The organism is Amycolatopsis sp. NPDC114484 (genome assembly GCF_055633755.1).
Map to the genome: position 1 here is coordinate 87,022 of NZ_JBVKDQ010000002.1, position 12,000 is coordinate 99,021.

General features: G+C 70.5%; 12 protein-coding genes and 1 pseudogene. 11 read left to right on the top strand and 2 right to left on the bottom strand.

Annotation, left to right across the window (positions count from 1 at the left end):
• Positions 1-88: 88 nt before the first annotated feature.
• Entirely contained in the window at positions 89-730 is a 642-nt protein-coding gene (locus tag ACZ7SW_RS06245; RefSeq protein ID WP_470229332.1) for a GntR family transcriptional regulator, read from the top strand.
• Between the two features lie 220 nt (positions 731-950).
• Complete coding sequence (locus ACZ7SW_RS06250) at positions 951-1,136, top strand: hypothetical protein (RefSeq protein WP_470229333.1); 186 nt, start codon at positions 951-953, stop codon at positions 1,134-1,136.
• A 258-nt stretch (positions 1,137-1,394) separates the two neighbouring features.
• Here ACZ7SW_RS06250 and ACZ7SW_RS06255 read toward each other — a convergent pair whose 3' ends face one another.
• Positions 1,395-2,129 carry a GntR family transcriptional regulator gene (locus ACZ7SW_RS06255; RefSeq protein WP_470229334.1) on the bottom strand — a complete coding sequence of 245 codons (735 nt, stop codon included), beginning with the start codon at positions 2,127-2,129 and terminating at the stop codon, positions 1,395-1,397.
• A 122-nt stretch (positions 2,130-2,251) separates the two neighbouring features.
• On the opposite strand from ACZ7SW_RS06255, the gene ACZ7SW_RS06260 reads away from it, so the two are divergent.
• From ACZ7SW_RS06260 to gcl, 8 genes and pseudogenes are all read left to right on the top strand, one after another.
• The gene (locus ACZ7SW_RS06260; RefSeq protein ID WP_470229335.1) at positions 2,252-2,551 is read left to right on the top strand and encodes a hypothetical protein; all 300 of its coding nucleotides are present in this window, start codon (positions 2,252-2,254) and stop codon (positions 2,549-2,551) included.
• Between the two features lie 9 nt (positions 2,552-2,560).
• Entirely contained in the window at positions 2,561-3,568 is a 1,008-nt protein-coding gene (locus ACZ7SW_RS06265; protein WP_470229336.1) for a pyridoxamine 5'-phosphate oxidase family protein, read from the top strand.
• Between the two features lie 271 nt (positions 3,569-3,839).
• The gene (locus ACZ7SW_RS06270) at positions 3,840-5,027 is read left to right on the top strand and encodes a cupin domain-containing protein (RefSeq protein WP_470229337.1); all 1,188 of its coding nucleotides are present in this window, start codon (positions 3,840-3,842) and stop codon (positions 5,025-5,027) included.
• A gap of 241 nt (positions 5,028-5,268) precedes the next feature.
• The gene (locus ACZ7SW_RS06275) at positions 5,269-6,228 is read left to right on the top strand and encodes a sucrase ferredoxin (RefSeq protein ID WP_470229338.1); all 960 of its coding nucleotides are present in this window, start codon (positions 5,269-5,271) and stop codon (positions 6,226-6,228) included.
• 294 nt (positions 6,229-6,522) lie between these two features.
• Positions 6,523-6,603, top strand: a pseudogene (locus ACZ7SW_RS06280) (2-dehydropantoate 2-reductase N-terminal domain-containing protein); the annotation flags it as partial.
• A 737-nt stretch (positions 6,604-7,340) separates the two neighbouring features.
• Positions 7,341-8,165 (top strand): hydroxypyruvate isomerase family protein, encoded by an 825-nt coding sequence (locus ACZ7SW_RS06285; RefSeq protein WP_470229339.1) that lies wholly within the window; start codon positions 7,341-7,343, stop codon positions 8,163-8,165.
• Positions 8,165-9,055 (top strand): 2-hydroxy-3-oxopropionate reductase, encoded by an 891-nt coding sequence (locus tag ACZ7SW_RS06290; RefSeq protein ID WP_470229340.1) that lies wholly within the window; start codon positions 8,165-8,167, stop codon positions 9,053-9,055. The genes ACZ7SW_RS06285 and ACZ7SW_RS06290 overlap by 1 nt, the downstream gene beginning before the upstream one ends.
• A 2-nt stretch (positions 9,056-9,057) precedes the next feature.
• A complete protein-coding gene (gene gcl, locus ACZ7SW_RS06295) occupies positions 9,058-10,752 on the top strand; it encodes a glyoxylate carboligase (protein WP_470229341.1) in 1,695 nt (564 codons plus the stop codon).
• A 46-nt stretch (positions 10,753-10,798) separates the two neighbouring features.
• Here gcl and ACZ7SW_RS06300 read toward each other — a convergent pair whose 3' ends face one another.
• Positions 10,799-11,605, bottom strand: a complete 807-nt coding sequence (locus tag ACZ7SW_RS06300) for a helix-turn-helix transcriptional regulator (protein WP_470229342.1) — start codon at positions 11,603-11,605, stop codon at positions 10,799-10,801.
• Between the two features lie 44 nt (positions 11,606-11,649).
• Between ACZ7SW_RS06300 and cmtR the strand changes: the two genes are divergently transcribed.
• Complete coding sequence (gene cmtR / locus ACZ7SW_RS06305) at positions 11,650-11,973, top strand: Cd(II)/Pb(II)-sensing metalloregulatory transcriptional regulator CmtR (RefSeq protein WP_470229343.1); 324 nt, start codon at positions 11,650-11,652, stop codon at positions 11,971-11,973.
• Positions 11,974-12,000: the final 27 nt, after the last annotated feature.

The following is a 12,000-nucleotide window of genomic DNA, read 5'->3' on the forward strand; positions in this document are numbered from 1 at the left end:
ACTCCTTAGTAACCGGCTACCGGTTACTAAGGTACGATGCGGTACGGAAGCGGGCGAAGTCAAGCCCGGGAGAGCGGAGGAGCGCCCCGTGACGCAGCTGCAGCGCACCAACCTGCGCGAACAAGTTCTCGAAGTGGTGCGGCAGGCGATGGTGTCCGGCGAACTGCGCCCCGGCGACATCTATTCGGCCGCCGCGCTCGCGACGCGTCTGGGAGTGTCGAGCAGCCCGGTGCGCGAGGCGTTGCTGACGCTGGTCAACCAGGGCCTCCTGGAACCGGTCCGCAACCGTGGTTATCGCGTCGTCGCGATGACCGAACGCGACCTGGACGAGATCTACGAGATGCGGCTGTTGCTGGAGGTCCCGGCGACGCTGTCGGCCGCCGCGGCCGCCGGCCCCGACGACCTCACGCGGCTGGACGGCCTGGCCGCCGAGATCGAGGCCGCGGCCGGGGATGGCGATGTCGCGCGTTTCCTGGAGGCAGACCGCCGGTTCCACCTGGACTTGCTGTCCCTGGCGGGAAACGGACGGCTGACGGACGCCATCGCCAACCTGCGCGACCAGACACGGTTGTACGGCCTGGAAAAACTCGCCGAGCACGGGCGGCTGGCGGATTCGGCTCGGGAGCACCGCGAGATGCTGGCTACGGTGGCGGCTCGGGATTGGGGTCGGTTGGAGGGGCAGGTGCGGGCGCATCTGAAGCACATCCGGGCGGATTGGGCGTCTGGTTGACGGGTGTTCGGACGGGCGTCACTGTCCAGTCAGGACAGTTCGCGCGGACACAGACCGCTTCGCTTGAAGACGCCCGGCCTTGAACACCAGCCCGCTCGCTCTCTAGCCAGCAGCTGAGCCGGGTTTGCGCTCCCGCGGTCCAGTGACAATCCGCGCAGGGCTGGATCAGGTCAGATGCCGCAACACCGCCACCACCGCCGGTCGCGGGCTGCTGGCATGCGTGGCCGTTCCACGCCGGGCCGCCGCGGGCGAAGCGGTGGCCGGTCAGTTCCGCGGCTCCGTCACCGGCACCAGTGACCAGCACCATCTCCTCCTTCCGGACCGGATGGCTCACCATCCCGGCGCAACGCTGTTCGCCGGGATGGTGCCGGATTACTTCTGCGGGAACCACAACACGACCAACTAGGGCATCGTCTACAGCGCGAAACTGGTCGGAGGCGGCGGCTTGACAGCCGGGGTGATCGCCGCGTGGGGTTACACCGGTGTGCTGGCCGGGTGCATCGCGCTGCTGCCCGCGGTGATGACGCTGTTCCGGCCGCGGGACAACGGAAAAGGCGGGCACGCGGATCGCCCGCACCGCTCCGGCGGCGGGCAGCTGAGTTACCCCGCGGGCCCGGGGCGACAGGACGGCTGGCATCCGCCCCGTCGCCCCCGGATTTTTCGCTTACTCCGACGCTTCCGGCCGTTCGTGGAACGCCTGGCGCGTGCGTTCGGTGTGCTGCGCCATGATTTTCTCCGCCTTCTCGACGTTGTGCGCCGCGATCGCCTCGATCAGCGCGGCGTGCTCCTGCCACGCGTCGCGCCCGCGAGGCCGCGCGATCGGCGTGTAGTACCAGCGCACGCGGCGGTCGACCAGGCCGATCAGCTCGGACAGGACCGCGTTGCCGGTCAGCTCGGTGATGTAGGAATGCAGGTCGGCGTTCGCCGCGACGAGCCGCTCGCTGTCGTCCGCGGCGAGGGCTTTCATGCCGACCTCCTGCAGTTCCCACAGGCGCTTGACGTCCTCGTCGGTCGCGCACGCCGCGGCCAGCCGCGCGGAGTGGGTCTCCAGGACCGCCCGGACGCCGAGCAGCTGGTCAGCTTCCTCCTCGGTGGGCAGGTGCACGAACGCGCCCTGCGCCGGACGGAGGTCGACCCAGCCCTCGCTCTGCAGCCGTTGCAGCGCCTCGCGTACCGGCTGGCGGCTGACGCCCAGGTACTCGGCCAGATCGGCCTCGACGAGATGCTGCCCGGGTTCGAGCGTGCGGTTGATGATCAGCTCGGCGAGCGCGTCGTACACGACCTGCCGCAACGGCGCGGGCCGCTCCACCCGGTTGCCGCTCTTGCCGGCGAGCGGCCCCTTGGCCGTCCGGCGGCCGGTGGGCCCGCGTTCGGGCAGGGGGGAAACGGACTCGGTCACGGTGCACCTCGGGTGGGATCTGCGGCGGGATTCGAGGAACTCAGTTTTTAGGATATAGGATTTGGTATGCAAAATACCGGGATTCTGGATCGGGTGTGCGATGTTCGCCCGGGGGCGGGGCGGTGATCTGGGTGCCGGGCGGGCCGGGTTCTGGTGCGGAACGGGCCTGGTGGGGCGCGTTGCCGCTCACGGCGGGCGGTGGAGCGAGTTCGACGCTCGCCGGTGCCGCTCGTGCCCGGCGGTGGAGTGAGCCTGGTGCGGCACCGTTCTCGGCTGGCAGCGGAGTGGATCCCGAGGTGCTGGTCGCTCGCGCTTGGCGGTGGGTGAAGCCCGCGCCGCTCGTGCCCGGCAGCGGAGCCAGCTCCGCGCTGCCCGGCTGCTCGAACGTCCGCAGTGAACCGGACGGCAGCTTCTTAGGTTAACCTAACTCCATGGGGATCATCCGAGCAGTCCCGGACCTGGAACGGGTAGTGGGCGAACGGCCGCTGCCGGTCATGATGAAGTCGATCGACCACCTCGACCCGCATTGCCGCGTGCTGCTCGCCCACAGCCCCGCCGCCGTGCTCGGCTATGTCGACGCCGGGCGCCGCCAGCGGGCCGCGATGGTCGGCGGGACTGCGGGGTTCGCGACGGCGGAGACCGAGTCGCGGCTCAAGCTCCCCGTCCCGGCGAATGCGGCGCCGGGCACCGGTGCCGCGCTGCTGGTGCTCGTCCCCGGATGGCGCGAGACCTTGCGGATCAACGGAACCGTCGCCGAAGACGGTCTCCTCGTCGAGGAAGCGTTCCTGCACTGCGGGAAAGCGGTGCTCCGTTCGAACCTGTGGGGTCCACCCACGGCGGAGGACGCCGAAGTCGTCGAGGAGGGCTCGGTCCTCGGGCCCGCGGCGGCTGCTTTCCTTGCCACGGCACGGTTCGCGGTGATCACGTCGCGGGACGGCTCCGGGCGCGCGGACGCCAGTCCCAAGGGCGATCCTCCCGGGGTGGCCCGGATGATCGGGCCGACGACGGTCGCGTTCGCCGACCGGCCGGGCAACCGGCGCACTGACACTTTCCACAACGTCGTCGAACGCCCCGAGGTGGCGATAGTGGTCGTCGCCCCCGGCGATACCCGCACGGTGGAGATCACCGGAAAGGCAGTCATCAGCACTGAGTCAGGCCTGCGAGAGTCGATGACCGAGCGCAATCGCACTCCCAAGGCGGTGCTGAAGGTGGAAGTCGAGACGGTCCGGCTCGCGCAGAGCGCCGCGGTGCGCGAGGCCGGATTGTGGGACGCCGACCGGCATGTCGATCCTGCCGGCCTGCCGCGTTCGTCGGCGATCTGGACCGACCACTTGAAACTGAACGAGACCTCGGGCGAGGCCGCGAAGCTGGTGCGCGAGGGGGTGGACGAGAAGCTGCTGCGAGCCGGTCTCGAGCAGGATTACCAGCGGAATCTGTGACCTGCCGGAACTGCCGAGGGTGGTTGCGGCGCCAGGGAAGAGCACTCAAATGACCGATGTCCGCCCCGGCGATCTCCCCGTAGCGTGAGGCGGGCCCAGTCGTCGACGTTGCGAGGTCCGGATGGCTCAAGAACGCATGACAACCGACACCGACGCGGCCGCCAGCGGCCTGCTGCTGAGCGTGGAACCGCTGACCGCCGCGGTGGACCGCGGCAAGGCCAACGGCGCCGTCGCCGACAACGACGGCAACGACTAGCCGTTGTCCCGCTCCATGACGGAGATTCCCGGACTGGCCGGCCTCGTGGCACCGCTCGAGGCCGGCCAGTTCTTCGCAGAGGTCCTCGGCAAGGCGCCGCGGCGGTTCCCCGGGGAACGGGGCCGGTTCGCGTCCCTGCTCCCGTGGCCGGAGCTGGACCGGGTGCTGCGCCAGCACCGGCTGGAATTCCCCCGGCTGCGGCTCGCGCTCGACGGCGACGTCGTCCCCGCGCACACCTACACCGAAATGGTCTCGACCCGGCGCAACGGCCAGGTTCCGCGCGTGCTTCCTGCTCCGTTCGCCGAACACCTGCGCGCGGGCGCGACGCTCGTGCTCGACTCGGTCAACGAACTGGTCGACGAAGTCGGCGAGCTGGCCGGCCGGCTCGAACACGACCTGCGCGAGCGCATTCAGGTCAACCTGTACGCGGGCTGGGGCACCACGCACGGCTTCGACGTGCACTGGGACGACCACGACGCCTTCATCATCCAGCTCTCCGGGCGCAAGCGGTGGCGGCTGCACGGCGTCACCCGGCGTTCGCCGCTGCAGCGGGACGTCGAGCTTCCGCAGCGTCCGGAGGGCGAGCCGCACGACGACTTCCTCCTGGAGGACGGCGACGTCCTCTACCTGCCGCGCGGGCACTGGCACGACGTGTCCGCCGTCGGCGAGGAATCCCTGCATCTGACGATCGGGTTCAACGCCGCCACCGGCGTGGACCTCGTGGCCTGGCTGGCCGACCAGCTGCGGTCCGACGAGCTGTTCCGCGCGGACCTTCCCCGGTTCGCCGGTCCGGACGTCCGGGCCGAGCGGGCCGAAGCGCTGCGCCTGCGGCTGGCGGAGCTGACCGCGGGCGACGTGGTCGACCGGGTCCTCGCCGACCGCGACGCCCAGGCTCCGGCCCAGACCCGCATCGGCCTGCCGTGGGCGGCGACGGCGGACCTGCTGCCGCCGGACGACGAGTTCGAGGTCCGGTTGCTCGTCCCGCGCGCCGCGCTGGTGGCAGGCGAGGGCACGGTGGCCCTGGTCGGGGCGGGGAAGCGGCTGGTCTTCGCCGAGGCCGCGCGGCCGGTGCTCGCCGCGTTGCTCGGGTGCGGACCACAGCCGTTCAAGGTGCTGGTCGACGCCGCGCCGGGCGTGCCCGCGGCGACGGTGCGGGCGCTGCTGGGGGAGCTGGTCGTGCAGGGGCTCGTGGCTCGGGCTTGAGCGGTGGGCTGGCCGGACGCGCTCGGGAGGACTGGCGGCACGGCTAGGCCGCCCAAGCTTGGCGGAGCAAATCGGGCGTGGCTCAAGGACGGCGCGGATGCTCTTGGGAAGTGGCTGTGCCGAGCGTTCTGGCCGCAGTTCGCTACGTCGATCCCGCGCGAAAATTGCCCGATCGAGTGAGGTGGCGTGCCGTGGACGGTCGCCTCGGGAGGGCACGGCGCGGGGTCAGCTATACTTAGGCATGCCTAAGCCCGACGTGCGGCACTCCGGGCCGGGAATGTGCTTCCCGGGCCGGAACGCCGCGCCCGGATGCGCCGCGCTGACTCGCGAGCTCGGCGGCGAGCCCGCCGGGACCGCCGCGCGCATGATGTCCTGGCTGCTGGTCGAGCAGCCGGGTTCCTGGGGTCCGGACGCGCTCGAAGAGGTGCTGGCCGCCGTGTTCCCCGCCGTGTTCCCCGCCGAGCGCCTCGATGCCGCGCGCGCCGCCGGCCTGCGCCCGCTGCTGATCCGGAAGCCGGGGCGGCACGTGCGGGCCCCGGGCGCGCCGCGCGCGATCTACGTCGCCAGCGGGCGGCCCGGGAACCGCTGGACGGAACGGCTCGACGTCGCCGACCTGGACGAACTCGCGCACCTCGACCTCGAAGCGGTCGCCGCCGGACGTCGCGGGCACGGCGAGCCGGTGTCCGGTCCGCTCTTCCTCGTCTGCACCCACGGCAGCAAGGACATGTGCTGCGCGGTTTTCGGGCGCCCGCTGGTGGCCAGCCTGGCGCAGAACCACCCCGGGCGGGTGTGGGAGGTCAGCCACGTCGGCGGGGACCGCTGGGCGGGCAACCTGCTGACCGTGCCGGACGGCTACCTCCACGGCAGCCTCGCGGTGCCCGAAGCCGAACTCGTGGCGAAGGAGGCGCTCGGCGGCAACGTCCGGTTCGAGAATCTGCGCGGCCGCACCTCCGCGGAGAGCGCGTGGTCGCAGTTCGCCGAGATCGAGATCCGCGGCCGTACTGGTCTGCGCGGCCTCGACGCGGTGCTCGCCGTGGCGGAGGAATCGCGCGGCGACGACCGGAGCGTGCTGGTCGACGCGGGCGGGCGGCGGTACGAGGTGGTGGTGCGCCGGAAGACGGCGACAGCCTCCGGCGGCAACCGGTGCACCGCGCGGCTGGTGTTGTCCGGGTTCGTGGCGGAGTCGGTGCGCGAGGTCTGATCTCGCTGCTGCGCGGTGCGGAATTCACGTTATTTCCTTGAGCGGTAAGCAGATTGACCCGCACGGCGACCTTGCACGAGGTCGTTTGGCGAACCTCGCGCAGGCTCGCGGAATGACCTGACCGCGCCGTCTCACCGGGCTGTCCGCGGGAGTCCTCCCTTTCCCGGCGTGGACAGTCGTTCGGCATCGCGGTTCGTCATCGCCGCTTCCGATGACCAAAGCGTGGCCCCGGCCGCCAGTAGCCGGGATACTGTATGCAATCTAACGTCGGCGGGATCCGGACCGGGAGCCGCCATGCGGGTGGCGGTTCTGGGCGCGGGAGCGATCGGCGCGTACGTCGGCGCGGCCCTCCATCGCGGCGGCACTGAAGTCCACCTCATCGCCCGCGGGGCGCACCTCGCGGCGACTTCACGGCGTGTCCGCACCTTACGCCGGGCCCGCGCGACATCGGGCCGGTCGACTACGTTTCCTTGGCCTCAAAGCATATTCGTACCCGGACTGCGGTGCTCTTCTGGAGCCTCTGCGGCAAGAGAACACGGCGCTCGTCGCGGCGCGGGACGGCCTTCCGTGGTGGTATTTCCACGGGTTGGCTGGCCATCCGCTGGCGGGCCACCGCGTCGAGGCGGTCGATCCCGGCGGGGCGACCAGTCGCGTGTTCGCCGTCGAGCAGGCGATCGGGTCTCGGTGAGGAAGCGGATCGACGGCGCGTGGCACGTCGGCGCCACAAGACGTCCATGCTGCAGGACCTGGGAGCGGGCAAACCGCTGGAGATCGACGCGATCGGCCTGCTCAATCGCACGACCGAGCCGATTCCCTTCGCCTGAACCGAAAATCTCGCAACTGTCTACTATGGACTAGAAAATGACCACTGTGGACGATCAAGCCTAAATCCTTCTCCGCGACACGCGTGCGACCAGCGCCGGACAAGGCGTGCGCGCCCCGACGTCTCCGAGGCGAAGCTCGCCCCTGTGGATCTTGCCGTCCCCGTGTGCCCGGGAAACCTGCCTCCTGCCCGTTGACCGAAGCCTCCGCATCCAGCTATTCTCGAACTACGGAAGAAAACTTCCACAAAGCGAAATTAGCTGATCGAGATGTGAGGAGCCGAGGTACTCATGACCGGTCCCGCCGGGGAGCGGCACTCGCTGCCCTACACCGCCAACCTGTCGATCCTGTTCACCGAACTCCCGCTGCTCGAGCGCGCGCAGGCCGCTCGGGCAGCGGGCTTCACCAAGGTGGAGTACTGGTGGCCGTTCGACAGCGCCGACCCGTCCGGGGCCGACGTCGACCGGTTCGCGCGGTCGATCGAGGAGGCGGGCGTCCAGCTGACCGGGCTGAACTTCTACGCGGGCGACATGGCCGCGGGCGAGCGCGGGCTCGTGTCGTGGGTCGGCCGCGAAGCGGAGTTCGCGACGAGCCTGACGGTCGCGCTCGGGCTCGCCGAACGGCTCGGCTGCCGCAGCTTCAACGCGCTGTACGGCAACCGGATCGACGGGGTCGCACCGTCCGAACAGGACGATCTGGCCCGCACGCACCTCGCGACCGCGGCGAAGGCGGCCGAGGGCATCGGCGCGCAGCTGGTGCTCGAACCGCTGTCGGGCACCCCGGCGTACCCGCTGAAGACCGCGGCCGACGCGGTCGCGGTGCTCGACGAGCTGGGCCTGGACAACGTCCGGCTGCTCGCGGACCTCTACCACCTGGCGGTCAACGGCGACGACCTCGACACCGTGATCGCCCGCCACACCCCGCGCACCGGGCACGTGCAGATCGCCGACGCGCCGGGCCGGCACCAGCCGGGCACGGGGGAGCTGGATCTCGAAGGACATCTGGAAAAGCTGCAGGCGGCGGGTTACGCCGGGCCGGTGGGCATCGAATACAAACCGGACGGTTCCACTGTGGACTCGCTGGCCTGGCTGCCGTACGAGCGAAGGGGAAACTGATGAGCAGGATCGGGTTCATCGGACTGGGCGTGATGGGCACGCCGATGGCCGCGCACCTGGCCGCCGCCGGACACGAGGTGAGCGGGTTCGACCTCAACGCCGACGCGCTGGCCAAACTGGAAGCGGCGGGCGGCCGAGCGGCCAAGGACGTCGCCGACGCGGTGTCCGGGGCCGAGGTCGTGATCACCATGCTGCCGAACCACCCGCAGGTCGAGCAGGTCGTGCTCGCCCCGGGCGGGGTGCTCGACACGATCGCGTCCGGCACGCTGCTGGCCGACATGAGCACCATCCGGCCGGAGACGTCGATCGAGGTCGCGAAAGCCGGTGCGGCCAAGGGGATCCGCGTGCTCGACGCGCCGGTGTCCGGCGGTCAGGCCGGGGCCGAACAGGCCGCACTGTCCATTATGGTCGGTGGCGACGAGGCCGATTTCGCCGCGGCGAAGCCGGTGTTCGACGCGCTCGGCAAGACCGTGGTGCACGTCGGCCCGCACGGCGCCGGCCAAGTCGTGAAGGCGGCCAACCAGCTGGTGGTGGGCGGGATCTACGGGCTGGTCGCGGAGGCGATCGTGCTGCTGGAAGCGTCCGGGGTGGACGCGGGCACCGGGCTCGACGTGCTGGCGGGCGGTCTCGCCGGCAGCCGGATCCTGGAATTGAAACGGAAGTCGATGGTCGCGCGGCAGTTCGAGCCGGGTTTCCGGATCGACCTGCACCACAAGGACATGGGCATCGCGCTCGCCGCGGCGCGGCAGTCCGACGTGGCGCTCCCGCTGACCGGCCTGGTCGCCCAGCTGGTCGCGGCCGGACGGGCGATGGGCTACGGCTCGCTGGACCACTCCGCGCTGCTGAAGGTCGTCGAAGAACTGTCCGGCCGCTCGTCCGAGGAGGTTTGACCATGGCCCGAGTCCCCGCTATGCAGGCAGTCGTCGACGTGCTGGTCGACGAAGGGATCGACGTCGCCTTCGGCTGCCCGGGCGCGGCGATCCTGCCGCTGTACGACGCGATGCAGGGCCGCGGCATCGACCATCTGGTGGTGCGCCACGAAGAAGGCGCGACGCACATGGCCGACGGCTGGGCGCGCACGACCGGCAACGTCGGCGTCGCGATCGGCACGTCCGGTCCGGCGGGCACCAACATGATCACCGGGCTCTACACCGCGCACGCGGATTCCGTCCCGATCCTGTGCATCACCGGGCAGGCCGCGACGACGAAGCTGCACCAGGAGGCGTTCCAGGCGGTCGACATCGTCGAAATCGCGCGGCCGGTCACGAAGTGGGCGGTCCAGGTGAAGGAAGCCGCGCAGCTGCCGTGGATCTTCCGCGAGGCGTTCCGGATCGCGCGGTCCGGACGGCCCGGCCCGGTCCTCATCGACCTCCCGATCGACGTGCAGAAGCAGATGATCGAGTGGGATTCGTCGATCGACTCCGCGCTGCCGGTCAGCACGGTCAAACCGTCCCCGGCGCGGGTCGAGCGGGCGCTGGACATGCTGCTCGCCGCCGAACGCCCGCTGATCCTGGCCGGCGGCGGCGTCGTGCTCGGCGAGGCCAGCGATCCGCTGCGCCGGCTCGCGGAACGGCTCGGCGTGCCGGTCGGCGTCACGCTGATGGGCAAGGGCAGTTTCCCCGAGGACCACGAGCTGTTCGCCGGCATGGCCGGCATCCAGACGTCGCAGCGCTGGGCCAATGCCGCGTTCCTCGAGTCCGACCTGGTCCTGGCGCTGGGCGCGCGGTTCGGCGACCGGCACACCGGCGAGCTGTCGGTGTACCGCGGCGACCGGAAGTTCATCCACGTCGACATCGAGCCGACGCAGCTGGGCAAGGTCTTCGGCCCGGACCTCGGCGTCGTCTCGCACACGCGCGAGTTCCTGGAGGCGCTGCTGGCGGCGCTCGACGCGCGCACCGCTCCGGCGCGGGACCGCGCGTGGGTCAAGCGGCTCGGCGACCTCAAGGCGGAGCTGCCGCGCAAGGAGGACTTCGACTGCACGCCGATCAAGGCGCCGCGGGTCTTCAAGGAACTCAACGAGTTCTACGGGCCGGAGACCTATTTCGTCACCGCGATCGGGCTGTACCAGATCTGGTCCGGGCAGTTCCAGCGCGCGCACCTGCCGCGGCACTACCAGGTGTGCGGCCAGGCCGGCCCGCTCGGCTGGGAGATCCCGGCCGCGATCGGCGTCAAGAAGGCCCGGCCGGACGCGGAGGTCGTCGGCGTGGTCGGCGACTACTCGTTCCAGTTCCTGGTGGAGGAGCTGGCGGTCGCCGCGCAGTACGACGTCGGGTTCGTGCTGGTCATGCTCAACAACGAGTACCTGGGCCTGATCCGCCAGTCCGAGCTGCCGTACGAGATGAACTACCAGGTCGACATCCACTACGACGACCGCGGCGCGGACAACGTGAAGATCATGGAGGCCTACGGCTGCTCCGGCACGCGCGTCGAGGACCCGGGCGAGATCCGGTCGTCGCTCGAATGGGCGCGGAAGGAAGCCGAACGCACCCGGCGGCCGGTGCTGGTCGAGATCATGATCGAACGCGAGGGAAACGCCGCGATGGGCGCCGCACTGGACGCGGTGCGCGAGTTCGAAGCGGCCGAGTGACGGGAACCGGGCCGGGGCCTCGCGTGCCCCGGCCCGGTTTCCGTTGCTAGTGCGCGGGAACCAGGGCTGCCAGGGAAACGAGCGTCTCGGCGTCGCGGGTGCCCGGTGTCGCGTGGAAGACCACCAGCTGCAGGCCCGCCGGACTGGGGATGTCGAGTTTGTCGCTGTGGAGATCGAGGTCTCCGACGGCCGGGTGGCGGAAGCGCACGAGGTGGCCGGTCCTGGGTTTGACGTCGTGCTGGGCCCAGAGCTCCCGGAACTCTTCGCTGTGGGCGGCGAGGTCGGCGATGAGTTCGGCTGCCGCCGGGTCGGCGATATCCGGGCCGAGAGCGGCGCGCAGACCGGCGACGCCGTCAGCTGCTGTCTGGTCCCAGTCGCGGCGGAGGTCTCGTTCGGCCGGGTCGAGGAAGACCGCGCCGAGCAGGTTCCGGCCGACCGCGTAGTTCGGTGAAACCGCTGTGGCGATGGGGTTTGCGGCGAGGACGTTGGTGAGACGGTCTTGGACGTATGCCGGATTCGCTGTCCAGGTGGAGATCAGTTCGGCGATGCTCGCGGGCACGCGTGGCTCGGCGCGGCCTGGCTGCACTGGCGCGGCGAGTTGGTGCAGGTGCTGGCGCGAGGCGTCGTCCAGGCCGAGGGCCCGGGCCAACGCGTCGAGCACCTGGGGCGACGGGTTCTGGTCGCGTCCCTGTTCCAGCCGGATGTAGTAGTCGCTGCTGATTCCGGCCAGGAGCGCGAGTTCTTCGCGGCGCAGTCCTCGTACGCGACGCCGTCCGTTGTCCGGCAGCCCGACGTCGGCAGGGGAGATCCGCTCTCGCCGGGCGCGGAGGAAGTCGCCGAGGAGGTTGTCCACCCGGCCAGTATATTTGATTCAGTGAGCGCTGTACTGTTGCGGCTGTGCTGACCTCTGAGACTCGCGAACTCGCGCTCGCCCGGCTCGGCCGGGCGTTGGCGGATCCCACGCGCTGCCGGATTCTCGTGGCACTGCTGGACGGGGTCGTGTATCCGGCGCAATTGGCTTCGCAGCTGGAGCTGAGCAGGTCGAACGTCTCGAATCATCTTGCGTGCCTGCGCGGGTGCGGGCTGGTGCTCGCGACATACGAGGGTCGACAGGTCCGGTACGCGATCGCCGATCCGCATCTCGCGCATGCGTTGGCGGAGCTGACGAAGGTGGTTCTGGCCGTCGCTCCGACGGAGGCGTGCGACGAGGAGGCGCGGTGACTGCCGAGGAATCGTGCTGTCCTGCGG